A 23,085-nucleotide genomic window follows, 5' to 3' on the forward strand; every position below is an offset into this window, starting at 1 on the left:
CACCACCGCCCTTCGACAGGCTCAGGGACCGGGTACCGACGGATCGACCAAGCCGCAGGTCCCCATGCACCGGAAGGCGAGCGGTCGGAAGATCCGCTCCAACACGGTCAAGGCGGTCCTCGTCACCCTGCTCCTCGTGTTCACGCTGTTCCCGGCGTACTGGATGCTCTCGAGCGCCTTCGACGCGCAGGCGTCGAGTGGCGGGCAGTCCTTCTTCCCGAAGGAACTGTCGCTGACGAACTTCGAGTCGGTCCTGACCGACGGTGGGTTCGCCGTCTTCCTGCGCAACTCCGCGATCGTCGCAGCGGCGACGGTCATCATCTCCGCCGCCGTCGCGCTCCTCGCCTCGGTCGCGGTCGCCCGCTTCCGGTTCAAGTTCCGCACCGCGGTGCTGCTCATGATCCTCGTCGTGCAGATGGTGCCGCTCGAGGCGCTCGTCATCCCGCTGTTCGTGCAGATCCGCGACCTGCAGCTGCTCAACACGTTGCTCGGGCTCATCATCGTCTACGTGGCCCTCGCCCTGCCGTTCGGCATCTGGATGCTCCGCGGCTTCGTCGCGGCGGTCCCGGTGGAGCTCGAAGAGGCGGCGTTCCTCGACGGCGCCAGCTGGTGGCGCATGTTCCGTTCGATCATGCTCCCGCTCGTGGCCCCCGGCCTCGTCGCGACGAGCGTGTTCAGCTTCATCACCGCGTGGAACGAGTTCATCTTCGCCATGACCCTGCTCGGCGGCTCGACGGAGAACTACACGGTCGCCATCGGCCTCAAGCAGTTCTTCGGACTGAACTCCAACGACTGGGGCTCGGTCATGGCGGCGTCGACGATCATCACGATCCCGGTCATGATCTTCTTCATCCTCGTGCAGCGACGCCTGTCCGGCGGCCTCGTCTCCGGTGCGGTGAAGGGATGACCGACCCCGACGTCGCCCGGCTGGTCCGTGGCGTCCTCTGGCCGGGGTTCCTCGGCCGGACCGCCCCGGACTGGCTGCTGCGCGAACTCGACGGCGGCCTCGCCGGTGTCGTCTACTTCGGCCAGAACCTCTCGGCCGATCCGGCGCAGGTCGAGGCCCTCTCGGCGACGCTCCGCGCCCACCGACCGGAGATCCTCATCGGCGTCGACGAGGAGGGCGGCAACGTCTCCCGTCTCGAGGCCCTCACCGGATCGACGTTGCCGGGGCACGCCCAGCTCGGTGCGCTCGACGAGGTCGAGACCACCCGGGCCGTCGGCTCCGAGCTCGCGCGCCGACTCCGCTCGGCCGGGGCGAACGTCGACCTCGGCCCCGTGGCCGACGTGAACACCAACCCGGCGAACCCCGTCATCGGCGTACGTTCGTTCGGCACCACCGCGGCGCTGGTGTCCCGCCACGTCGCCGCCATGGTCGAGGGTCTGCAGTCGGGTGGGGTCGCCGCCTGCGTGAAGCACTACCCCGGCCACGGCGACACCGCGAGCGACTCCCATCTCGACCTCCCCCGCATCGAGCTGGAGCTGGAGGAGCTCGAGGCCGAGCACCTGCCGCCGTTCGACGCTGCCGTCGCGGCCGGGGTCGCGAGCGTCATGACCGCCCACATCGTCGTCCCCGCCTTCGGTGACGCCCCGGCGACCCTCAACCCGATCCCGCTTCGACGGCTTCGCGAGAGCGGCTTCGACGGCGTCATCATCTCCGACGCGCTCGACATGGCCGCGATCCGTTCCACCACCGGTTCCGGACGCGGGGCGGTCCTCGCGCTCGAGGCCGGCGTGGACCTGCTCTGCATCGGCAACCCCTCGAACCTCGGACCGAAGCAGGGCGCCACCACCGACGAGGACGACTACCTCGAGGTGTTCGAGGCGGTCTGCGCCGCGATCACCGACGGTGGTCTCGACCGCGCGATCGTCGAGCGTGCGGCCGCCCGCGTCGCGCGGCTCGCTGCGACGGTCGGCCCTTCGACAGGCTCAGAGACCGGCGACTCGGTCCCCGAGGCATCCCCGGTCCCTGAGCTGGTCGAAGGGCGCTTCGCCGACGCCATCCGCCGGGTCGTGCGGGTCCGCGGTGACGTCGTCGTCGACGCCTCGGCGATCACGCTCGTCGACCTCCGCGACCGACCGACCTTCGCCGTCGCCTCGGCGCACGACCCCTTCGCCGAGTCTCTCGCCGAACGGTTCGAGGTGACGCGGCTCGAGGCCGGCCCGAGTCTCCGCACACCGGATCCCCGTGCGGAGGCGTCCACCTCGGACGAGCTGTCCCTCCTGCTCGACACGATCCCCGCCGAGCACGGCGTCGCCCTCCTGGCGGACCGCCTCGACGACGACACCCCGCAGCGGCTCGCCGTGGAGCGCATCGCGGCCACCCGGCCCGACGCCGTCGTCGTGAGCGTCGGTCTGCCGCTCGCCGACGAGCTCCGGCTCCCACTCCCCGTCATCGACTGTCTCGCAGCGTCACGCGCCTCGGCCGACCGGGTCACGGAGCTCTTCGCCTCGGGGACCACCGCCGCACCCTCGCACCACCAGCACCACCGGAACGGATCATGACCCACCTCGCACCACCCGTCCTCGCCATCGATCTCGGGAAGACGTCCTGCCGCGCCCGCATCACCGGCGGTTCCGCCGAGGAGCCGACCATCCTCGCCGAGGCCCACGGCCACGGCGCGCCTGGCCTCGCCGACCACGAGGGTGCCGAGCTCTCGGCTCGGGCGGTCATGGACACGGTCTCGCAGCTGCCGGCGGCTCTGTTGGCCGAGGTCCGGCACGTCGGTATCGGCGCCGCCGGGGTCGAAGCCGCCCCGCACCAGGTCGCCGCGTTCACCGCGGAGCTCCGCCTGGCGCTCGGTGCCACGATCGCGGTCGTGAACGACGCCCTCGCGGCCCACGCCGGCGCCTTCGCCGGTGGTCCGGGTACCGTGCTCATCGCCGGGACCGGTGCCGTCGTGTTCGACGTCGACGCGGCGGGTGCCGTCAAGCAGATCGACGGCTGGGGCCCGTGGCTCGGCGATGAGGGCAGCGGCCGATGGATCGGACAGGAGGGTCTCGAGGCCTGCATGCGCGCATTCGACGGTCGCGGCCCTGCGACGGCACTCCTCGCAGACGCCGAGGCACTCGCCGGCACGATCCCGGCGCTTCCGCTCTGGGTCTCCAGCACCGGGGCGCCGGCCCGCCAACTCGGCACCTTCGCTCCGACGGTCATCGCCCGGGCCGAGCAGGGCGACCAGGTCGCCGCGGGCATCGTCGACGCCGCCTGTGCGCACCTCGCGGCGAGCGCCGCCGCGGCCGGTAGCGGTGCCGTGTGCGTCGTCGGCGGCATCGCCTCACAGCCCTACTTCGCCGCCCACCTCGCGACGGCCATGCGCGACGTCGGCGTCGACCTCGTCGGGCCTCGGGGCGACGCCTTGGACGGCGCCAGGCTCGTGGCCCTCGACACGGCGATCTCCTACGCCGGAAGGGTCGTGCGCGACGATGTCCACGCTGTCTGAGGGTTCCTCGACTGCCGGGCTAGCGGCCCCTGAGCCTGTCGAAGGGCGGGGACCGATCACCACCGGGCAAGCCTCCGACTGCGACGCCCTCCGCGCCGAGCTCGCGACGATGTCCACCGAGCAGGTGGGCGACCGCGTCCCGGACCTCGACGCCCTCACCACGCGTGAGCTCGTCGCGGCCATGAACGAGGAGGACCGGTCCGTCCCCGAGGCCGTCGCCGCCGTGGCACCCCAGATCGCCGCAGCCGTCGATGCGATCGTCGACCGACTCCGGCGCGGTGGTCGGCTCATCTACCTGGGAGCCGGCACGGCGGGCCGCATGGGCATCCTCGATGCGAGCGAGGCCCCGCCCACCTTCGGCACCGATCCCGGGCTCATCGTCGGGCTCATCGCGGGTGGCCCCGGAGCCATCCAGCAGGCGGTGGAGAACGCGGAGGACCGTGACGACCTCGGGCGCGCGGATCTGGCGTCGCTGTCGATCACCGCGGACGACGCCGTCGTGGGGGTCTCCGCGTCCGGTCGCACGCCCTACGTCCTCGGCGCCCTCGAGGACGCGCGCTCGGTCGGTGCGATCACCATCGGCCTGTCGTGCAACGCGGGCTCCCCGCTCGGACGGGACGCCGACATCAGCATCGAGGCGGTCGTCGGTCCGGAGCTCCTCACGGGTTCGACGCGGCTGAAGGCTGGGACGGCGCAGAAGCTCGTGCTCAACATGCTGTCGACAATCTCGATGGTGCGACTCGGGAAGACGTACCGGAACCTCATGGTCGACCTGCGTGCGACGAACGAGAAGCTGCGAGCGCGCGCGGAACGGACGGTCATGCTGGCCACCGAGGTCGACGCCGCCACGGCCGCTGCGACACTCGCATCCGTCGACGGCTGGGTGAAGGCCGCTATCCTCGTCCTCGTGACCGGCATCGCCGCAGATGAAGCAGTCGCCCGCCTCCGAAGCGGCGACGGCTCCCTGAGCGCGGCCATCGCAGCCCACGCGGCCGCCCAGTCGACGGGGGCCGCACCGGATGTCCACTGACGCGCTCCTCGTGCTCCGCCAGGCGATCCCACGCCTGAGCGCCGCCGAGACGCGCGTCGCCGAGACGATCATCGGCACCCCGTCGCTCGTCGTCGAGTTGACCATCACGGAGCTCGCGAAGGCGTGCGGCACCTCGCAGGCGACCGTGGCCCGGTTCTGCCAGACGATCGGGTACACGGGCTACCGGGAGTTCCGGGTGGCCGTCGCGACGTCGACGAGCCGCGAGCAGGCGGAGCGCGACCGGTTCGAGGTCGACGACGCCGACATCGACCCGGACGACTCGGTCGAGACGGTCGTCGCGAAGGTCGCGTACCAGGAGGTGCAGGCGATCGAACTGACCGCCCGTTCGCTCGACCGCGACGCCCTGGACGCGGTCGTGGACGCCCTCCTCGTCGCGCCGCGCATCGACATCATCGGCTTCGGCTCCTCGAACCTCACCGCGCAGGACCTCCACCAGAAGCTCTACCGGATCGGCATGCCGGCCAACACCTTCGTCGACGCCCACCTCGCGTTGCCGTCGGCCGCCCTCCTCGGGCCGGGCGGGGTCGCCATCGGCATCTCGCACTCGGGTCTCACGGTCGAGACCGAGCAGGCGATGCAGCTCGCCCGGGCCGCCGGGGCGACGACGGTGTGCATCACGAACTTCCCCGACTCCCCCATCGCGAGCCGCTGCGACCTCGTCCTCGTGACGCAGGCGAGGGAGAGCCGCTACCGTTCCGGGGCGATGTCCTCGCGCATCGCGCAACTCGCGCTCGTCGACCTGCTGTTCATCCGTGTCGCCCAGCGTCGCTACGACGTCGCAGCGGAGTCGCTCCGCGTCACCTACGAGTCCATCCAGGACCACCGCATCGACACCTGAGCCGGGGTCTCGAGCATGGCGCATGAGACCATCGGGCATGGATTCCATGGATGACGCACCACGGATCGGGGACCTCGAGGTCGACGGCGATGCACTCACCGGCGACGGCACGACACTCGCGGAGCTAGCGGACGAACTTGCTTGCGGCATCGATGAGACCACCGCCGTTGAGGCACCGTCGGGTGGTTGGCGGGTGCTCCGCCGGATGGAGAGCAGTGCGGTGTACCTCGGTTCGCCGGTCGACACGGACCACCGGACCTGGCGCGTGGCGCAGGTGCATCCGAGCGAGCAGCTTCCGCTGGTGCGCGTCCACCCGAACACCATGGACCTTCGACCGAGCCGAGCCGAGCGGCGACAGGGCCTGGAGCTGCGGTGGCCGTCGTTCGTCGCGGAGATCGCCGATCCGAGCGACCTCGTCGTCGACATCGTGAACGCGGGTGCCACCAGATGGACGCCGGAGAGCGAGGGGTTCCGAGCGGTCGGGGCCCTCACCGCGCCCGGCGAGACCGGATTCTCCTTCGGGTGGATGGGTTCCGCGGCGGACCGCGCCGTCCCGCTCGACCCCGGCGAGGTCACCCGTGTCCCGGTGCAGCTCCAGCCGCAGTCGGACGCCAACTCGCTGGAGCCCGGCCCCTACGACCTCCACGTCGTGGTCGTCGAACTCGGCCTGCGCCTCGCCGAGCCGCTCCGCGTCGAGCTGACGGCCGAGATGGTCGAGCGTCAGCTCGCCAGGCAGAACCACCACCGGGCCGACCCCGCGAGCGAGCGCCGAGCCTACGACCGACAGATTGAGGCGGAGCGGCTGCGCGTCAGCACCCGCCGGTCCTGGCCCGCGATCGCCGAGGTGATCGGGAGCGCGGTGTCGGACGACGAGGCGCTCGCCAGCATCGCAGCCGTTCTGGACTGCGAGCCGGAGCAAGCCACGTCCGTCTACGACACCTCGCTTCGTGGGCTGGTCAGGGCGGACGCCGACCGCCGCGACGATCGCCTGCAGGAGCTCATCCGCCACCGCGACGCCCTCGGGTGACGCTTCGCCCGAGCGACCGAGCCGCTTGACGGGAGAAACCCCGATTCACCCGGTGCGCGGCGATGAGCCGCGCCAGTGCAGTCGGGGCAGGAACAGCGCGAGACCGAGGAAGACGACGCCGAGCACCGGAGCGACGGCACGGATCGCGGGGACCACCGGACCATCGATGTACCAGGGCAGCGGGAACCCGAGATTGGTGTTCCCCGCGGCATGCAGGGCGGCGAAGTCGAAGAGGACCACCCACTGCTGCGGGCTCGTCGACCCGTCCCGGTAGGACGGTGCGATCGCGAGGATCGAGCGGTCGTCGGTGGTGACCGATCCGCCGTCCGCACCCACCTCACCCCGGTTGATCTGCTGGTCGGTGTACTCCGGCAGGCCGTCCTCGACCGGGACGTACATGCGCCATTCGTCCCGGAGCCGGACCTCGCCGGCGGAGGGGTCCTCCTCCCCGTGAGGCGCACTCACCCTGGCGACGAATCGAACCGGCAGCTCATCGGAGCCGATGATGTCGGCCGGTTCGACGATCGGCACGCGGTCGACGACGCGCGAACGGGTGTCGACGTCCAGCAGCGTGAAGGTCCGGCCGTTGCGCGCATACGAGCCGAAGCGGGTCGTCGCCCCCTGGAACCGTTCGAGCTCGACCTCCGTTCCGGCGGCGGTGGTCACCGTGATCCGGTCGGGGGCGCTGAACGCCGGCCCGTCAGCGGGGACCACCGGCATGGTGAGCCCCGCGGCGGTCGTGAAGGCGAGGACCGCGATGACCCCGGAGAGCACCTGCAGCACGGAGCGCTGGTGCCGCCGCTGGCTCGTCCGTTCCGCCGACTCGCCCGCCCCGGCCTCGCTCCGCACCCGCTGATCGTCCATGCCCGTTCCCCGTTCCCCGCCGGCCACCCTAGCGGGAACACCGGTCGATCATCGGTCGAGGCGCAGCGCTACGCCTTGCTGCCCGTCAACGCGATCGTGCCACCGAGGCCGATCATCATCACGCCACCGCCCGCGGTCAGCTTCGAGAGACGCTTCGGGCTCCGCGCGAACCAGGCCCGCGCCGTCCCCGCCGAGAGCGCCCAGACGCTGTCGCTCACGAGCGCGATCGCGAAGAAGACGAGTCCGAGGACGGCCATCTGCACCGGGATCGCCCCGGAGTCGTACGCGACGAACTGCGGGAGGACGGCGACGAAGAACACGATCGTCTTCGGGTTCGTCACGCCAACGAGGAAGCCCTCGCCCAGGAGCCGTCGTGAGGACGGACGCGCCTTCGTCGTCTCCGCGGTGCGGATGTGGTCGTTGCGATGACGGATCGCCTGCACACCGAGGAACACGAGGTATGCGGCTCCGACGAGCTTGATGACGGTGAACACGACGACCGACTCGGCGACGATCGACCCGACGCCGAGGGAGACGAGCGCCACCGCCGGCAGCATGCCGAGGGCGTTGCCGACCACGCTGAGGACGCCCGCCTTCCGCCCCAGCGCGAGTGAGCGGCCGATGACGAAGAGGATGCTCGGCCCCGGGATGACGATCAGCGCGAGCGACGCCAGGGCGAACGCCCACAGGTTGGTCGGGGGAAGCATGCGGACTCCGATGATCGGCTCGGGTGTTGAGTCGAATGTAGACGAGCGACGACCGCTCGCGCGCGCTCAGCTCGGCCGGATACGCTGGCGGACGGGGCGAGTCGACCGCTCGACCGACGAGGGGATGCCGGATGCTGACTGATGCGCTCACCATCGTGCTGGCGATCGTCTCCGCGCTCCTCCTCGGATTCGCCGCCCGTCGCGTGCTCGATGCCCCGGTCGGCTGGCCACGCAGCATCGTCGTCGGCCTGGTCGTGTTCGTCACCGGTCCCCCGTTCGCCAGCTGGCTCGTCCAGCAGACCGGCCTCCTCCAGGACGGCCAGGCCGACGACGCCCGCGCCGCGTTCGCCGCGATCGCCGTCGCCCTCCTCGCGATCGGCTGGATCTTCGCCCTCGGTCTCGGTGTCCTCGTCGCCATCGAGGTGATCATCCCCACCCGCCCGTTGATGAACCCGATCGACGTGGTCCGCTCGGCGATCCGCCGGCGACGCCGCACCCGCCGCTACCTCCAGATCCTCACGATCGCCTCGCGTCACGGCGCCGGCTGGCTCGTGCACGGCCGATCCCGCGTGCAGCTGGAACTCACCACGAGCGAGCAGCGCGCCAACGCGATCATCGCGACGATCAACGACTCCGGCGTCACCTTCGTGAAGCTCGGGCAGGTGCTGTCGACGCGCCGTGACCTCGTGCCGGAGCCCTACCTCAGCGCCCTCGCCTCCCTGCAGTCGGAGGCGACGACGCTGCCGTGGCACGAGGTGGAGGTCGTCATCGAGACCGAACTCGGCGCGCCGATCGACACGGTTTTCGCGTCCATCGACTCCGACCCGCTCGCCGCCGCCTCCGTCGCGCAGGTGCACACCGCCGAGCTCCTCGACGGCACGCCCGTGGTCGTGAAGGTCCAGCGTCCCGCCGCTCGGGTGCAGGTCGAGGCCGACGCCGACATCGTCGTCCGCCTGGCCGAGCGCGCCGAGACGCACACCAAGTTCGGGCAGGACCTCCGCCTCGCCTCTGTCGCCCGAGCGTTCACCTCGACCCTCCTCGAGGAGCTCGACTACCGGATCGAAGCCCGCAACGTGGAGATGATCCGCAGCACCCTGAAGCGACGCGACGAGCACGACGACGGTGTCCGGATCACCGTCCCGCGCGTGTACCCGGCGGCGTCGGGCGCCCGCCTGCTCACCATGGACCTCGTCGACGGGCTCCCCCTCAGCCGCGCCCGCGACCGCATCGCGACCATCCCACTGGAGGAACGGCAGGCCCTCGCGACAGGGCTCATGGAGGTCGTGCTCGAACAGATCCTCGTGCACGGCGTCTTCCACGCCGACCTGCACCCGGGGAACGTCATCCTCCGCGAAGACGGTTCCCTCGGGCTCATCGACTTCGGCGCCGTCGGTGTCATCGAGCGCAGCCAGCGTCAGCGGCTCACCGCGGTGATGCTCGCCACCGTCAGCGAGGACGACATCGCCGCGACCGACGCGCTCCTCCTCATCGTCGACCTGCCGGAGGACGCCGACCTCGACGCCCTCCGCCACGACGTGGGCATCGTCATCACCACCGAACGACACCGCCCGGGCGGCGACGGTTCGATCTTCAGCCGCCTCCTGGACGTCATCCGCCAGCACCACATCGCCCTGCCCGGCGACCTCGCGGCCGCGTTCCGCAGCTTCGCGACGCTCGAAGGCTGCCTCAAGGCCCTGGACCCGGACTTCGACATGTTCGAGCAGGCGCTGCCCATGGTGCCGCGACTGCTCCGGCGTGCCCGGTCGATCCGTCAGACGGCCGTGACGTTGCAGGCTCAGGCCGCGGTGTCGGCCGCGTTGGCCCGCAACCTGCCGCGCCGACTCGACGCGCTGCTCTCCGGGCTCGAGCAGGGCACGGTCGGGGTGACCTTGAAGGGCCTCGCCGACGAACCCGCGAAGGGACTCGTCCAGGGGGTGACGGCGGAGATCGTCGGCACGCTGATCTCGATCGCCGCCATGGTGATCGCCGTGGTCCTCGTCGTGACGGGTGCTGGCCCGACCCTGCCTGGCGGACTCCGCGTCTTCGACCTGATCGCCGCGTTCATCGGTTTCCTCGGCTTCCTCGGCCTGCTGCGCGTCCTGCGGCAGACGGTGATCCGCCGAGGCCAGTGATGGACGCAGGCCTCATCCGGACCCTGCTGTTCACCCGACACCGCTAGCGTGATCGGGTGAGCGCTCCCGGACTGCAGCGACGACTCGGCACCAGCGCCGCCGTGTTCATCGGCCTCGGTTCGATGATGGGCGCCGGCGTGTTCGCGGTGTTCCAGCCGGCCGCCCAGGTGGCGGGCGCCGGCCTGCTCGTCGGACTCCTGATCGCCGCGGTCGTCGCCTGCTGCAACGCGATGTCGTCGGCGCAACTCGCGGCCCAGCTCCCCTCCGCAGGAGGCAGCTACGTCTACGGTCGCGAGCTCATCGGGCCGTGGTGGGGGTTCGCCGCCGGGTGGAGTTTCGTGATCGGGAAGACGGCGAGCGCCGCGGCGATGGCCGTCGCCTTCGCTGCCTACGCTGCCCCCGCCGAGTGGAGTCGCCCGGTCGCGGCGGTCGCGGTCGCCCTGGTGGTCGTGACCAACTGCATGGGCGTGACCCGCACGGCGACGGCGACCCGGGTGATCGTGGTGGGCGTCCTGCTCGTGCTCGCCGTGGTCGTCGCGTCCGGGGCGTTCGGGCCGACGGCGGGCGTGACCGGTTCCGCCTCGCTCGTGTTCGATGCCGGGCCACTCGCTGTGCTGCAGTCCGCCGGCCTGCTGTTCTTCGCCTTCGCCGGGTACGCGCGCATCGCGACCCTCGGCGAGGAGGTCCGCGATCCGGCCCGGACGATCCCGCGGGCCATCGGGATCGCGTTCGCGGTGGCGGTGGTGGTCTACGCGGGCGTCGCCGTGGTGGCGTTGCTCACCCTCGGCGCCGACGGCCTGGCTCAGGCGTCACGACCGTTGGCGGCCGTGGTGGAGGCGAACGGGTGGCCGGGGGCGTCGACGCTCGTGCGGGTCGGAGCGGCGGCAGCCTGTCTGGGTGCGTTGCTCGCCGTGTTCGCGGGCGTGGGACGGACCGCGTTCGCGATGGCGAGGACCGGCGACCTCCCCCGGGCGCTCGACGCCGTGCACCCGCGCTTCGCGACCCCGTACCGGGCTGAACTCCTCGCGGGCGCCGTCGTCATCGTGCTCGTCCTGCTTGTCGACCTCCGGAGCGCGATCGGCTTCTCCTCGTTCGGCGTCCTGCTGTACTACGTGGTCGCGAACGTCGCGGCGCTGCGACAGACGGGCGGCCACCGCCGGTATCCGCGGGCGGTGAGCGTGGTGGGTGCTGCCGGGTGCGTGCTGCTCATGGGCACGCTGCCCCCGACGTCCGTCGCCGTCGGGAGTGCTGTGGTGCTGCTCGGCTTCGCCGGGCGGGCGATCCTGGCACCTCGACGGCGGCCGTGAGCCTGTCGAAGGACCGCAGCCCCGGTCCCTGAGCCGGCCCCGGTCCCTGAGACTGCCCCGGTCCCTGAGCCTGTCGAAGGGCGGCCCGCTACAGCTGAGCGGACAGGCGGAAGATGTTCTCGACCGCGAGCTCGGCGGCGATCGCATCGCCGGCCTCAACCGCCTTACGCAGCTCCGGGTAGCCCTGTTCCTTCGCGGCCCAGTCGGTCGTCTCCTCCGTGCGGGTGGCGGACGAGCGGTAGGTGAGCCCGTCGATGATGTCCTTCGTCGCTGCGACGAGGGTGGCGTTCGGGCACGCGGCGATGAAGGCGTCGAAGAGTTCCCAGCTGAGACGTCCGTGCTCGGCCATGTCGCGCTGCTCGACGACGACGATCACCTGGTTGATCGAGCGGACGAGCGCCTTCTTCTGTGTCGCGCCGAGGCCGGGGACGGTGACGCGGACGATGCCGCCGAGCATCGCGCCGAGGGTCTGCATGACCTCGGTGCGCTGGGCGGGGTCCGGCAGGGCGACGCGGGTGTAGCGCTGGGCGGCCATCTCGATGAGGCCGACGCGGGCGAGGTCGTTCAGGGCTTCGCGGATAGGGGTGCGGGAGATGCCGAGCCAGGACTGCAGCTCGCCGTCGTTGAGGTGCTCTCCGGGCTCCAGCGTGCCGTCGAAGATGGCGGTGCGGATGCGCTCGACCGCGACCTCGCGGAGGGACCGACGCTCGACGGGCGGGTTGGCTGAGGGCACGGGCATGCTGGGTCTCCTTCGTCGGCGAATGCTACGGCATCAGCGTACCGAATATCAGCGGAACCGGACCCCGTCAGTCGGTCCGATCCGAGCTCGCTGCGGTCCAGATCAGGATTGGTCCAGAAAATATGACTACGTAACCTCGACAGTCGACACGCTTCGCTCTAGCGTGGATCCCACGACGGGTCCGGTTGCGACGGGACCCCTCACGGACCACCACGAAGGAGTGACATGTCCCATCAGAACCCCCACGACCAGATCGAACTCGATTCCAGACAACAGCGCCGAAGGGCGGTGATCGGCAGCTCCGTCGGAACCGTCATCGAGTGGTACGACTTCACGCTCTACGGCCTCGCGACGGCGCTCGTCTTCGCCCCGCTGTTCTTCCCCGGCGGGGGTGAGCTGGCCGGCGTTCTCGGCGCCTTCGCCACCTTCGCCGTCGGCTTCGGAGCACGCCCCATCGGCGGCCTGATCTTCGCCCACTTCGGCGACCGCGTCGGCCGGAAGACCACCCTGCTCGTCACGCTGCTCATGATGGGCACGGCCACGACGCTCATCGGCCTGCTGCCGACGGCGGAGACCATCGGCGCCTGGGCGCCCATCATCCTCATCATTCTGCGCATCTTCCAGGGTGCCGGCGCCGGTGCCGAGTTCGCCGGGGCGATGACCATGGCCAGCGAGTCCTCGGATGTGAAGAACCGGGCGTTCACCGCAGGGTTCCCCGGCGCAGCGGTGTACGTCGGGATGGCGCTCGCCACCGGGGCGTTCGCGCTCCTCACCATGCTCCCGGTCGAGCAGTTCCAGGCCTGGGGATGGCGCATCCCGTTCATCGCGAGCGTCGTCATCGTCGCGTTCGCCCTGTACTTCCGCCTCCGCGTGAAGGAGACCGCGGCGTTCGAAGCGGTCGAGCGCGACGGGGAGATCCGTCGGGCTCCGCTCGTCCAGGCCGTGCGCGGACACTGGCGGGTGCTGCTCTCCGGAATGGCGATCTTCGTCTTCGCCCTGCCGTGGACGTACGTCGTCGGTACGTTCTCGGTCTCCTACGTCACCGGCACGCTCACGGTCGCACCGACCGTCGCACTCACCGGCCTCATCATCGCGCAGCTCATCACCGTGCCCGCCGTGCTGCTCTTCGGCAAGCTCGCCGACCGCATCGGCCGGAAGCCGGTCCTCATCGCGACGGCGATCTTCGGGATCGTCTACGCGTTCCCGATGTTCCTCCTCTTCCAGACGGAGAGTTCCGTGCTGGTCGGCATCGCCCTCATCCTCGGCCTCGCCATCGTGCAAGGCGCGACGATCGGGGTCTCGGCGGCGATGCTCGCCGAGCTCTTCCCGACCTCCATGCGGTGGAGCGGTATCGCGATCTCGCGGGAGATCCCGGTCGCGATCGTCGGCGGAACGGCGCCACTGGTCGCGACGGCCCTCGTCGCGGCGAGCGGCGGCGCCCCCTGGCTCGTCGCGATCTACCTCATCGTCCTCAGCGTGATCGGGTTGATCGGCATCATCGCCCTCCCGGAGACGCTGCACCGCGAGATCCCCTCGGCGGACGCGACGACGGGCACGCGGACGAAGACCGCGACCGAGGCGTGAGATCCGTCGGGTGGGTGGCGCGAGCCGCCCACCCGGCGGTGGCTCGCCCAGCCGTGTCCTCAGGGGATCAGCAACATCTTGATCGCCGGGGAGCGACGCCCGACCAGGTCGTCGAACGCAGCGACGGCGTCATCGAGCGGCCGTCGGTCGAACAGGAGGCCGAGCGACGCCGCGTCGGTCGGCAGCAGCCCCTCGGCGAGGAGCCGGAGGGCCGCTTCGAAGTCGGTCCGCGAGTACATGTGGGATCCGAGGATCGTCCGCTCCTGGCGCTGCAACAGCATCCCGTCGAACGACAGCTCCGGCGCAGCCACCCCCACGAGCACCAGGGAACCGCCCGCGGCGACCAGGCCGAGCAACCGTTCCGGCAGGGCGCCGCCGACGCAGTCGAAGACGACGTCGAACTCGGCTACGGCCGGGCCGTCGTCCGGCGTTGCGTCGACGACCGGAATCCCGAAGTGGGTGACGATCTCCTGCCGCGAGGTGACGGGTTCGACGAGGGTGACCGAGCGAGCACCGTCGGCGCGGATGCACAGCGCGACGAGGAGCCCGATCGGCCCTCCGCCGACGACGAGCACCTCGGCGTCTGCCACGTCGACGCGCGAGACGGCGTGCCTGGCGACGGCGAGCGGTTCGACGATCGGGGCAATCGAGGCCGGGACGTCCTCCGGCACGATCACGAGCGACGCCGCCGGGACGGTCACCTCGTCGGCCGCTCCCCCGTCGACCTGCCCGCCGATCAGTCGCATGTCGGCACACAGTCGCGCATGGCCGCGTCGACACTGGCGGCAGACGCCGCAGCCGAGCTGCGGGAGGACCGCGACGCGCCGGCCGAGCAGCTCGTCCGCGCCGTCACCGACGGCCGACACGATGCCGACGATCTCATGGCCCGGGACGATCGGCGGCCGGATGACCGGGTGGCGGCCCGCGAACATGGTGGCGTCCGATCCGCACAGCCCGCAGCTCTCGACCCGGACGACGGCCTCGCCCGCGCCGGGTTCGACCGGCGCGACCGTCTCGACGACGACGCGCCCGGCGTCCACGATCCGCACCAGCCTCCGTAGGCGCGCCGGCAACGGGGACTCAGGCAAAGGTGATCTCCGGCTTGCGGAGCGCATCGGCCGCCTGCTGCTCCGCGAGCACCCTGGACCGGTCGGCCTCCTCCCACAGCGGAATCGTGCGGTCACGCGGCGCCCGGTCGGACACGCGCTCGACGACCGTCGCGATGCCCTCGGCGTCGAGGCCGTAGTAGCGGTACAGGTGCGTCGGGGGACCGAAGATCGCGAAGTCGTGCAACCCGTGTCGGTACACGGGCACGCCGACGTCGAGGTCAGCGAGCGCGGTGAGGACGCTGGTGCCCAGGCCACCGTCGACCACGTGGTCCTCGACGACGACGACCGCGTCGTGCTGCGCGGCGAGGTCCGCGACCGCCTGCGCCGGGAACGGCCGGATCGTGTGGAGGTCGACGACGGTGACCTCCAGACGGCCGTCCGCGCGGAGGGCGTCCGCCGCGTCGCGTGCCGCGTGGACCGTGATCCCGCTGGCGACGACGAGGACGCCGGAGCCGCGCCGGACGACGGTCGGCTCCCCGAACACCACCTCGGACGTCGCCTCGTAGACGTCCGGTCCGCTCGCGCCGCGCCCCAGCCGGAAGTAGACCGGTCCTGGCAGGTCGACCGTGCCACGGATGAGCGCCTCGGTCGCCACGAGGTCGGCCGGCGAGACGACCGTGAGGTTCGGGATCGAACGGAGCGCCCCGATGTCCTCGATCGCATGGTGGGAGGAGCCGAAGTACCCCATCGAGATGCCCGTGTGGGTGCCGATGGTCCGGACCGGGAGGTTGGTGTACGCGTGGTCGTTCCGGATCACGTCGAGACTCTGCATGCTCGCGAACGCCGAGAACGTCGACATGTAGGGGACCGCGCCACAGGAGGCGAGTCCGGCGGCGATGCCGAGCAGGTTGCGCTCGGCGATGCCCGCCTGGATGAACCGGTCGGGGTGCCTGGCCGGGAAGTCCGCGAGGAACGTCGACCACGTGAGGTCGGCACTGCCCGCCATGATGCGCGGGTCCTCGTCGGCGAGGTCGGCGAGGATCGACCCGATGGAGCGCGTCGGGTATCCGGCGCGTCCTTCGTGATCGTAGGAGCTCGGGTCGGTGAGGACCGTGGTTCGTCTCTCGAGCGGCATGTCAGTGGCCTTCCTCGGTCGCGACCAGACGCGGAGCGGCGTGATCGTCGGTGGGCTCCTCGACACGGGTGCCGAGCTGTTCCAGCGCGGTGGCGAGGTCCGAACCGCCGAGGTACCCGATGTGCCATTCGGCCATGCCCTCGATCGCCGGGATGCCCTTGCCCGCGACGGTGTCGGCGACGAGGACGGTCGGCGCGCCGCCGGCCGCGTGCCGCTCCTCGAAGCGGGCGAGGGCCGCGTCGATCGCGTCGGCGTCGTGCCCGTCGATGCGCTCGACCGCCCAGCCGAAAGCAGCCCACTTGTCGCCGATGGGCTCGTAGTCGAGCACCTCCCGGGTGGTCCCGTCGACGCAGACCGTGTTGACGTCGACGATGGCGAGGAGCCCCGACAGCCGGTTGGCGCCCGCGTAGCCTGCGGCCTCCCAGATCTGGCCCTCGTTCAACTCGCCGTCACCGACGATCGCGACCGTGCGGGCGCCGTCACCGCGGAGCCGTGCGTGCACCGCCATGCCGACCGCGATCGACAGCCCGTGCCCGAGCGCGCCGGAGGAGAAGTCGATCCCGGCGACCTTCTTCATGTCGGGGTGATCGCCGTAGGCAGTGCCGAGTCGCGTGTACGTGCGCAGCTCCTCGGCCGGGAAGAAGCCGAGGTCGGCCAGGACGGCGTAGAGCGCGGAGCAGGCGTGTCCCTTGCTCAGCACCAGTCGGTCGCGGTCGAGCCGTCCGGCGTCGCCCGGGTCCACGCGCAGAAAGCCCGAGTAGAGGGCCGCGAGCAGGTCGGTGCAGGACAGACTCGGGCCGTAGTGACCACTGCCCGCGATCTCCGCCTCGAGGAGGACGATCCGCCGGATGTGCGCGGCGAACGCCTCACGCGACCGCGTCGGGCTCGCCCCTCTGGTCGGTCTGGTCGGTGTGTCGATGCTCACGGTGGTCCTCTCTACCTGCCGGTCCAGCGGGGTTCGCGCTTCTCGACGAAGGCGCGCACGCCCTCCTCGGCGTCTGCGGAATGCAACAGTTCGGCGTCGATGGACGCGATGCGGTCCCAGTCGTCCGCCTCGCGCACGGAGCCGTCGTGGTCGACACCCAGGAGCGAGCGCTTGCTGGCGCGCACGGACAACGGGGAGTTCCGGTTGATCAGGGCGGCGAGTTCCAGGGCCGCATCCAGGGCCTCGCCGTCGGCGACGACCCGGTTGACGAGGCCGAGTTCGAGCGCCCGGTCCGCGCTGATCGGTGCGGCCGTGTACAGGAGCTCGGCGGCGAGTTTCGGCGGGATCTCCCGGCCGATGCGGAACGCGCCCCCGGCTGCCGCCATCTTCCCGACGCGGGCCTCGGGGAACCCGAAGACGGCCGAGGAGGCGGCGATCGCGAGGTCGCAGTGGAGCACGATCTCGAAGCCGCCGCCGAGGGCGAGGCCGTTGACCGCTGCGATGACGGGTTTGCCGAGGTCGTGCCGCACGAATCCGGCGAAGCCGAGGTGCTCGCGTTCGGGATCGTGGACGCTTTCACCCCGGAAGACGGCCTTGAGGTCGGCCCCGGCACTGAACGCCCGGTCGCCGGCACCGGTCAGGACGATCGTCCAGACCTCCGGATCCTCCTCGGCACGGGCCATCGCGTCAGCCAGCCCCGCGGCCGCCCGCGCGTCGACGGCGTTCCGCACCTCGGGTCGGTTGATCGTGATGACGGCCGTCCGACCGTCGACCCTGGACAGGACGACCGGTTCGGTCGACGGCGAGCTGGTGGTCGGTTCACCCACGGAGCACCCCCTTGGTGAGCAGCGATTCGATTTCGTCGGGACGCAGCGACCCGAACTCCTCCGCGATGCTCCTGGTGTCCGCACCGAGGAGCGGAGGGGCGTCGAACCGGTCCGTCGTCTGCGACGAGAACGCGATCGGTGGCCCGACGAGGGTGATCTCACCGGCGAGCGGGTGCTGCACGGTCCGGAACATGCCGTTGTGCACCACCTGCGGGTCCTTCGGGACGTCCGCGAAGTCGTTGACGGGTGCACACCAGACGTCGTGGGTGAGCAGTTCGTCGAGGAGGTCGTCGCGCGTCCATTCGGCGGTCTTGGCGTCGAGGAGTCCCTTGATGCGCTCACGGCCGGTCATGACGTTCTTCGACTCCTCCCCGAGGAGTTCGGGGATGTCGAGCACCTCCGCGAGCAGCTTCACAGGGTTCATCGCGATCGCGATCCAGCCGTCCAGGGTGGGGTAGACGCCGTAGGGGGCGCCGGTGAACGCGTTGCCGGCTCCGTCACCCGGCCTCGTCGGCGGTTCCGCGCTGGCCAGGGTGGCGACGAACTCCTGCGTCTGGACGGCGATGATGCTGTTGAGGAGCGAGACGTCGACCCGTTGGCCGAGCCCGGTGCGCGAGCGCTCCACGACGGCGGCGAGGGCGCCGTAGACGATGTGGAGGCTGGCCGAGACGTCGGCGATGCTGATGCCGACGGGGACGGGTGGGTCGTCGATGTTCCCCTGCAGGTTCGGCAGTCCGGCGACCGACTGGGCGAGGAGGTCCTGGCCCGGCCGTTTCGCATACGGTCCGTCGACGCCGAAGCCGCTGGACGCCACGTAGACCAGGCCGGGGTTGTCGACCTTCGACGCCTCGTAGCCGATGCCGAGGCGGTCCATGACACCCGGCCGGAAGTTCTCGACGACGATGTCGGCCCGCGCAATGATCCGGCGGGCGAGCTCCAGGCCTTCCGGCGACTTCAGGTCGATCGCGATCGACTCCTTGTTGCGGTTGAACGCCAGGTAGCTGATCGACTCCCCACCCGGGTAGGCGTTGAGCATCGCGTAGGAGCGGGTCCAGTCGCCGCCGAGCGGTTCGATCTTGATCACGCGGGCACCGAGGTCGGCCATCGCCTGGGTGGCGAAGGGCCCCTGGAGCAGTTGCGAGAAGTCGGCGATGACGAGGCCGTCGAGGGGCCCGCTCACTGTGCTGGTCCGAGGGTGCGCATCGTGTCTCCATTGCTGCATCGAAATGGTGGTCCTGAAATGGTTACGTATTCATGACGCCCTGTCAAGCCACGCCGACCGCCACGCCGCGACTCGCCCGACCCGCGGCCGTGGAGCACGCGCGGGCGACGACCGGCGACTCCGTGCTGGCCGACGGACGAGCCGGTCGCCTACGATGAACACCGGGCGCGAGGGAGCACAGACATGCCGAAAGGGTCTCGTGGAGTCACGAGCATCGACGTCGCGAAGGCTGCCGGCGTGTCGCAGACGACCGTGTCGCGGGTGCTCAACGGCCACCCGAGCGTGTCGCCCAAGATGCACGCGCAGGTGCAGGACGCGATCGCGCGACTCGGCTACCGGCCCAACCTGAGCGCGCGAAGCCTCGTCACGAGTCGCACGCAGACGGTCGGCGTCGTCCTCGGCGACCCGACGAACAGCTACTACGCGGAGCTCCTGCAGACCGTCAGCGAGGAGTTGCGTCGGGCCGGCTACCGCACCCTCATGCTCAGCGACCGCCTCGGTGGCGTCGAGGACCTGGCGACGATCCTGTGGGAGAGCGACGTCGACGGCGTCATCGTGACGACCACGCTCCTGTCGCCTGAGGACGAGGCCAGGCTCGTGTCCCTCGACGTGCCCGCCGTCACGATGGGACCGGACGCCCTGCCGGACGCCGACTCGATCTCACCCGACAACCTCGCCGGCGGACGCATCGCGGCAGCCCACCTCCTCGACCTCGGGCACGAGCGCATCGGCGTGATCGCGGGCCCGCTGGACGCCGCCTCGGTGCGCGACCGCCACGCAGGCTTCCTCGCCGAGCTCGACGCGCGAGGCATCGAACTCGACGCATCGCTCCTCGACGTCGGCGACATGGAGTACGACCGCGCCTACACGGCCGCGACGAGCATGCTCCGACGCGAGGACGCCCCGACAGCCGTGTTCTGCCACAACGACCTGCTCGCCTTCGCCTCACTGAACGCGGCTGCGGCGCTCGGCTTGTCCGTGCCCGACGACGTCTCCGTCCTCGGCTTCGACGACGTCCGGATGGCCGCCTGGGAGTCGTTCCGACTCACGACGATCCGGCAGCCGATCCGGGAGATGGCGGTCGGCGCGGTCGAGTCCCTGCTCGCGCGGTTCCGGCAGCCGGAGCAGGACGTCTCACGCATCACCCTGCCGTGCCTGCTGGTCGAACGCGCGACCACCGGCGCCCCGCGATCGCCCTCGAACTGAGTCGCCGGGACGCACGCGGATCTGCCGCGGGGTCAGTCCTTCGGGATGAGGGGGATGATGTCGCGGCTCGGCGGCACGACCTCGCCGCTCTTGCTCCCCCCGATGACCTTGCCCTCCCGACGGTCGTAGACGAGGTCGAATTCCGTCTCATCGGTCCGCACCCACGCGCCGATCCAACCCGTGGCCGTCTCGCCGGCGGGCGTCGCCTGCAGCTGCGTGTAGCCCGCGGTCGACATCGGCTTCTTCAGCTCTTCAGGGGTTCCGAGGCCGAGCGTCACGGCGTCGAGGTTGACCGCGCGGGTGGTGACGGAGACGCGATACGGGAAGACGCTGCCACCGTACTCGTCGCCGGCCTCGAGGCGGACCTGGACGAGGAGCGGCCGCAGCCCGGAGCTGGTGCCCTCCGGCACTGGGAAGTCGTCCACGATCGCGAGGGCGGTCACGGTGGTGCCGTCGACCTCGTCGGTGAGCGTGCGCTCCTGGAGCGGGGTGCTCGGCGGCTGCGACACGGACGGCGTCGCCGAAGCCGAGACAGGCCGATCCTCTGCCGAGGGAGCGCCGGCGGAGCAGCCGCCGAGGGCGAGGGCGGTGACCGCGAGAGCCGCAGCCAGGGTCGTTCGGCGAGAACTGATGTGCATGACTCAATGCTGTCAGACGAGTGTCGCGAGGTGATCGGGGCAGCCCCCGATCACCCCCAGGAGCCCGCCGCTTCGGACTGGCGGCACGAGCGCCTCCACCGGCCGGAGCTCACACGGCACCGCCGAAGTACACCTCGACCTCGCGCACGGCACCGTCGACCACGCGGGTCGCCTCCACGTTCCGGAACGTCGTGCCGTCGACGAGGTACTCGTACCGGTGGAGGACGATGCCGTCGGTCTCGATGATCTGCAGCGTGTCACTCGGGGCGTCGAAGTGGTCGGCGCTCGGGTAGCAGCGCTCGAACCAGGCGGCACGGTCGAGGTGATCGTCCTGCGGGCTGGTGAAGACGAAGTCCTCGTGGATGAGCGCCTCAGCTGCGGCTCGGTCCTGCTCGTGGAAGGCCCGCATGAGCGCCAGAACCGTGTCGATCGCCGATGAACGCATGCGGTGAGTGTACGCCCGGGCACAGCACCAGCCGAGGGGCGTTCCCGTCCGCCGAATCCGTCACCGGATGACTCCGGTTCCTGAGCGTGTCAAAGGGCGTTCCCGGTCCCCGAGCCTGCCGGAGCGCACTCCCGGTCCCTGAGCTTGTCGAAGGGCACCCCGGTGAGCGGGTTTGCCGTGTCTGACCGACCTCAGGACGCTCCCGGCCGCCGCATCCACCGCAGCCCCTCGGTCCCTGAGCTTGTCGAAGGGCACCCGAGCAGACCTCACCTGTCGCATAAAAAGCCAGATCAGCGTCACATTCCACGCGCGTTCCAGTGTCGGTGGTCCGTGTTTGGATGGAACCATGACCAGCACAGCACCGAACCCCCTCGCCGCCGCCACGGCCGGGTTCGATGCCGTGTGGCACGGCGCGCTCGACGCGATCCGTGCCGGGTCGAATGTCGCGGAGCAGCTCGAGAACATGAACGGTGAGGCCCTGTTCCGGGTCCTCGATGAACTCGGGGCCGTGCAGCACGCAGTCGAGGTGCTCGCGGCGCGGGTCACCGGGGCGATCGCCCTCCGCCCGTCCCCACGGGCCGCGATGGGTCGCTCGTCCGCGCGGCCGGTTACGCCAACCCTGGTGTGATGGTGTCCGAGCGGTGGCGGGTGGCACGCGCCCACGGCGCTGCCATCGCCGAGGTCGGCGCCGCGATCACCCAGCCGCGCGGGCTCCTCGGCGAGCTGGAGGAGTGCCCGTTCCTGGACATCGCCGCCGCCCTCGAACCGGCAGCAAGAGCCGATGCTCCCTCCGTCCCCGCCGAAACGGACAATCGCGGGCCAGCTCCGGCCGTGGCTGACACACCGGACGCACCCGGCACACCGCCCGCCCCGCTCAGCGTCGACGGCGCCGCGGTCATCGTCCGGGAGCTTCGGAACGCCGGCCGCATCTGCGCCACCGCCGAACTCCAGGCGGTCACCGTGATCGCGGTCGAGCATGCCGCCAACGCACCCCTGCAGGACGTCGTCCGCATCGCGAAACTCGTCCGCACCCGCCTCGATCAGGACGGCCGGGAGCCCCGCGACGAACTCCTCCGCCGAGCCGAACGCGCCACCCTCCGAGAACTGCCCTCCGGCATGACCCTCCTCCGCGCCGAGCTCGCCCCAGAAAGCGCCGCCTTCGTCCGCGCCGGGCTCGACGCCCTCATCGGCGCCGGACTGCGCCGACTACAGTTCGTGGACGCCGACGCCGATCACCCGGACGGAACTGGCACACCCATGCCGGAGGGGCCGTCACTGATCCCCACCGACCGACGCCGCGCCATCGCCCTCACCGAGATCTTCCGCCACACGGCCGGCTGCAGTGGTGCCGCCACCGAGCTCGCACCCGTGTCCGTCGTCATCCGCGTCGATCACGACACCCTCGAAACCGGCGCCGGCACCGCCACCATCGACGGCATCGAAGAACCCATCGGCGCAGGCGCCCTCCGCCGACTTGCCGCGGACGCGAAACTCATCCCCATGGTCCTCGGCGGCCCCTCGCAGGTCCTCGACCTCGGTATGGGTGCCCGCTTGTTCTCCCGCGCCCAGAAACTCGCCCTCGCCGAACGAGACGGCGGCTGCGCCTGGACCGGCTGCACCCACCCACCATCCTTCACCGAAGCCCACCACCTCACCTGGTGGTCAGCAGGCGGCCCCACCGACCTCGACAACGGCATCCTCCTCTGCCCCTTCCACCACCACCGCATCCACGACGACCACTGGACCATCCAGGTGCGCGACGGCGTGCCCTGGTTCATCCCACCCGGCACCATCGACCGACACCAAACCCCCATCCGCGGCGGACGCATACAACTCGCCGCCTGACACCGACGCAAGGCACCCGCCTGCCCACGCACCGCCCTTCGACAAGCTCGGGGACCGGAGACGACCAGCCACGGACCAGCACTGCTCAGAGGGAACGGAGC

The 23,085-nt window shown here is 70.8% G+C and carries 22 protein-coding genes; 12 read left to right on the forward strand and 10 right to left on the reverse strand.

Annotated elements, in window-relative coordinates; genetic code table 11:
* Positions 1-64: 64 nt before the first annotated feature.
* The 6 genes from QRN27_RS15910 to QRN27_RS15935 are packed head-to-tail and all read left to right on the forward strand — an operon-like array spanning position 65 to position 6,359.
* Positions 65-907, forward strand: coding sequence for a carbohydrate ABC transporter permease (locus QRN27_RS15910; protein ID WP_285043122.1), 843 nt, complete (start codon positions 65-67; stop codon positions 905-907).
* Positions 904-2,505, forward strand: coding sequence for a glycoside hydrolase family 3 N-terminal domain-containing protein (locus QRN27_RS15915; protein ID WP_285043071.1), 1,602 nt, complete (start codon positions 904-906; stop codon positions 2,503-2,505). Before QRN27_RS15910 ends, QRN27_RS15915 begins: the two co-directional genes overlap by 4 nt.
* Positions 2,502-3,443, forward strand: a complete 942-nt coding sequence (locus QRN27_RS15920; protein WP_285043072.1) for an N-acetylglucosamine kinase — start codon at positions 2,502-2,504, stop codon at positions 3,441-3,443. Before QRN27_RS15915 ends, QRN27_RS15920 begins: the two co-directional genes overlap by 4 nt.
* Positions 3,427-4,473: an N-acetylmuramic acid 6-phosphate etherase gene (gene murQ, locus QRN27_RS15925; protein ID WP_502929534.1), complete on the forward strand. Its 1,047-nt coding sequence runs from the start codon at positions 3,427-3,429 to the stop codon at positions 4,471-4,473. Before QRN27_RS15920 ends, murQ begins: the two co-directional genes overlap by 17 nt.
* Positions 4,463-5,332 (forward strand): MurR/RpiR family transcriptional regulator, encoded by an 870-nt coding sequence (locus QRN27_RS15930; RefSeq protein WP_285043073.1) that lies wholly within the window; start codon positions 4,463-4,465, stop codon positions 5,330-5,332. The genes murQ and QRN27_RS15930 overlap by 11 nt, the downstream gene beginning before the upstream one ends.
* A gap of 46 nt (positions 5,333-5,378) precedes the next feature.
* Positions 5,379-6,359 carry a hypothetical protein gene (locus QRN27_RS15935; protein WP_285043074.1) on the forward strand — a complete coding sequence of 327 codons (981 nt, stop codon included), beginning with the start codon at positions 5,379-5,381 and terminating at the stop codon, positions 6,357-6,359.
* Positions 6,360-6,404: 45 nt separating this feature from the next.
* On the opposite strand, the gene QRN27_RS15940 is transcribed toward QRN27_RS15935, so the two are convergent.
* Positions 6,405-7,223, reverse strand: coding sequence for a hypothetical protein (locus QRN27_RS15940; protein WP_285043075.1), 819 nt, complete (start codon positions 7,221-7,223; stop codon positions 6,405-6,407).
* A 68-nt stretch (positions 7,224-7,291) separates the two neighbouring features.
* Complete coding sequence (locus QRN27_RS15945; protein WP_285043076.1) at positions 7,292-7,930, reverse strand: LysE family translocator; 639 nt, start codon at positions 7,928-7,930, stop codon at positions 7,292-7,294.
* Between the two features lie 131 nt (positions 7,931-8,061).
* On the opposite strand from QRN27_RS15945, the gene QRN27_RS15950 reads away from it, so the two are divergent.
* Positions 8,062-10,062, forward strand: a complete 2,001-nt coding sequence (locus QRN27_RS15950; protein ID WP_285043077.1) for an ABC1 kinase family protein — start codon at positions 8,062-8,064, stop codon at positions 10,060-10,062.
* 56 nt (positions 10,063-10,118) lie between these two features.
* Positions 10,119-11,369, forward strand: coding sequence for an APC family permease (locus QRN27_RS15955; protein WP_285043078.1), 1,251 nt, complete (start codon positions 10,119-10,121; stop codon positions 11,367-11,369).
* A gap of 88 nt (positions 11,370-11,457) precedes the next feature.
* Here the strand turns inward: QRN27_RS15955 and QRN27_RS15960 are convergent, their stop codons facing one another.
* The gene (locus tag QRN27_RS15960) at positions 11,458-12,108 is read right to left on the reverse strand and encodes a GntR family transcriptional regulator (protein ID WP_285043079.1); all 651 of its coding nucleotides are present in this window, start codon (positions 12,106-12,108) and stop codon (positions 11,458-11,460) included.
* Between the two features lie 225 nt (positions 12,109-12,333).
* Here QRN27_RS15960 and QRN27_RS15965 point away from each other — a divergent pair, with 225 nt between their 5' ends.
* Entirely contained in the window at positions 12,334-13,692 is a 1,359-nt protein-coding gene (locus QRN27_RS15965; protein ID WP_285043080.1) for an MFS transporter, read from the forward strand.
* A gap of 59 nt (positions 13,693-13,751) precedes the next feature.
* Here the strand turns inward: QRN27_RS15965 and QRN27_RS15970 are convergent, their stop codons facing one another.
* The 5 genes from QRN27_RS15970 to QRN27_RS15990 are packed head-to-tail and all read right to left on the reverse strand — an operon-like array spanning position 13,752 to position 18,808.
* A complete protein-coding gene (locus QRN27_RS15970; protein ID WP_285043081.1) occupies positions 13,752-14,741 on the reverse strand; it encodes a zinc-dependent alcohol dehydrogenase in 990 nt (329 codons plus the stop codon).
* A 31-nt stretch (positions 14,742-14,772) separates the two neighbouring features.
* Positions 14,773-15,876 (reverse strand): transketolase family protein, encoded by a 1,104-nt coding sequence (locus QRN27_RS15975; protein ID WP_285043082.1) that lies wholly within the window; start codon positions 15,874-15,876, stop codon positions 14,773-14,775.
* Position 15,877: 1 nt separating this feature from the next.
* Positions 15,878-16,801 carry a transketolase gene (locus QRN27_RS15980; RefSeq protein ID WP_285043083.1) on the reverse strand — a complete coding sequence of 308 codons (924 nt, stop codon included), beginning with the start codon at positions 16,799-16,801 and terminating at the stop codon, positions 15,878-15,880.
* A gap of 11 nt (positions 16,802-16,812) precedes the next feature.
* On the reverse strand, positions 16,813-17,628 hold the full coding sequence (locus QRN27_RS15985) for an enoyl-CoA hydratase-related protein (protein ID WP_285043084.1): 816 nt from the start codon (positions 17,626-17,628) through the stop codon (positions 16,813-16,815).
* Complete coding sequence (locus QRN27_RS15990) at positions 17,621-18,808, reverse strand: CaiB/BaiF CoA transferase family protein (RefSeq protein WP_285043085.1); 1,188 nt, start codon at positions 18,806-18,808, stop codon at positions 17,621-17,623. Before QRN27_RS15990 ends, QRN27_RS15985 begins: the two co-directional genes overlap by 8 nt.
* A gap of 225 nt (positions 18,809-19,033) precedes the next feature.
* On the opposite strand from QRN27_RS15990, the gene QRN27_RS15995 reads away from it, so the two are divergent.
* Complete coding sequence (locus tag QRN27_RS15995; RefSeq protein ID WP_285043086.1) at positions 19,034-20,056, forward strand: LacI family DNA-binding transcriptional regulator; 1,023 nt, start codon at positions 19,034-19,036, stop codon at positions 20,054-20,056.
* Positions 20,057-20,088: 32 nt separating this feature from the next.
* Here the strand turns inward: QRN27_RS15995 and QRN27_RS16000 are convergent, their stop codons facing one another.
* On the reverse strand, positions 20,089-20,694 hold the full coding sequence (locus QRN27_RS16000; protein WP_285037518.1) for a hypothetical protein: 606 nt from the start codon (positions 20,692-20,694) through the stop codon (positions 20,089-20,091).
* 109 nt (positions 20,695-20,803) lie between these two features.
* The gene (locus tag QRN27_RS16005) at positions 20,804-21,139 is read right to left on the reverse strand and encodes a DUF4440 domain-containing protein (RefSeq protein WP_285043087.1); all 336 of its coding nucleotides are present in this window, start codon (positions 21,137-21,139) and stop codon (positions 20,804-20,806) included.
* 346 nt (positions 21,140-21,485) lie between these two features.
* Between QRN27_RS16005 and QRN27_RS16010 the strand changes: the two genes are divergently transcribed.
* Positions 21,486-21,767 (forward strand): hypothetical protein, encoded by a 282-nt coding sequence (locus tag QRN27_RS16010; protein ID WP_285043088.1) that lies wholly within the window; start codon positions 21,486-21,488, stop codon positions 21,765-21,767.
* Positions 21,767-22,984: an HNH endonuclease signature motif containing protein gene (locus tag QRN27_RS16015; protein WP_285043089.1), complete on the forward strand. Its 1,218-nt coding sequence runs from the start codon at positions 21,767-21,769 to the stop codon at positions 22,982-22,984. The genes QRN27_RS16010 and QRN27_RS16015 overlap by 1 nt, the downstream gene beginning before the upstream one ends.
* Positions 22,985-23,085: the final 101 nt, after the last annotated feature.

This window comes from Plantibacter sp. LMC-P-059a, from assembly GCF_030209505.1.
Classification (GTDB): domain Bacteria; phylum Actinomycetota; class Actinomycetes; order Actinomycetales; family Microbacteriaceae; genus Plantibacter.